Origin of the sequence: Marinitoga hydrogenitolerans DSM 16785, from assembly GCF_900129175.1 — a bacterium.
GTDB classification, from domain to species: domain Bacteria; phylum Thermotogota; class Thermotogae; order Petrotogales; family Petrotogaceae; genus Marinitoga; species Marinitoga hydrogenitolerans.
This window is the reverse complement of the sequence record NZ_FQUI01000087.1, coordinates 1-1,133: the sequence shown is the minus strand read 5'-3', so window position 1 is coordinate 1,133 and position 1,133 is coordinate 1. Positions and strand designations below refer to the sequence as shown.

The window sequence follows — 1,133 nt, the reverse complement described above, 5'->3', positions numbered from 1 at the left end:
TCATAGGTTATTTTTTTGTCTTCTATATATTTTGATAAAAATGATGGTGAACCACTTTCAAACCAGTAATTTTGAAATTTCTTTTTTTGAAAGAATTTTAATATTGAAAATGGATTATACACATAATGTTCTCCGTCAAATGAAAATCCGTTATAGTATTTTTTCATTTCTTTTAGTAATTCTTCTTTTGTTATATCAAATCTTTTTGCTGTTTCTTTTATGTAATCCTTAAAATATTCTTCGAGTTCATTTTGAGTATATCCAAACATCTGAGAATAATCTGTATCAAGAGATATATCATTTAAATTATTAAGTGCTGAAAAGACTCCTGTTTTTGTGAATTTCGTTATTCCTGTTATGAATACAAATTTTATGTATTCATCTTTTGTTTTTACTTTTTTATAAAATTCTCTTAAGAACGCTCTAAAATCTTCTGCTTTTTTTTTGTCGTTTATATGTTCTAATATTGGTGATTCATATTCGTCTATAAGTATTACTACTTTTTCTTTGTATTTTGCGTTTAATTCTTCTATTAAATGTCCAAATTTTGTTGGTAGATTGTTTTCTATTTTAGGGATTTCATATTTTTTATATAACTTTTCAATTTTTTCATTAAGTGAATCTATAAATTCTTCAAATGTTGTTAATGTATTATCTGACATATCGAGTTTTATTACAGGATATTCTTTAAATTTCCATTTGTTATATATATATGTATCTTTAAATAATTCTTTTTCTCCTTTGAATAAATAATACAATGTTGATACTGTTAAACTTTTCCCAAATCTCCTTGGACGTGATAAAAATATTGGCACTTCAGAACTTACTAATTTGTATATATATTCTGTTTTATCTATATATATAAAATCTCTTTCTATTATTTTTTTATAATCTTGTATACCTATTGGTAATTTTTTCATCGTTTTCACCTCCACAATTGAATTATATCACACTTCAGTGACTTCATTTGCAGATAATACTGGAACTATCCCCGTTTTCTTTAAAACAAAGCCGGGCATTTCTGCCCGGTTTGTTTTTTATACCTTTGAAGGACATTCAAAATTGGTTTTTATAAACCAAATATGTAATTTTATTCCATTTTCTTCTTCTGTTATATATTCAAAATCTTTTAT

At 24.4% G+C, this 1,133-nt stretch carries 1 protein-coding gene; it reads right to left on the bottom strand.

Translation table 11 applies throughout. The features are described from left to right. Positions 1–920, bottom strand: a 920-nt coding sequence (locus BUA62_RS11265) for an ATP-binding protein (protein WP_159429534.1), incomplete at its 3' end; no start/stop codon positions are given. Between the last annotated feature and the right edge of the window lie 213 nt (positions 921–1,133).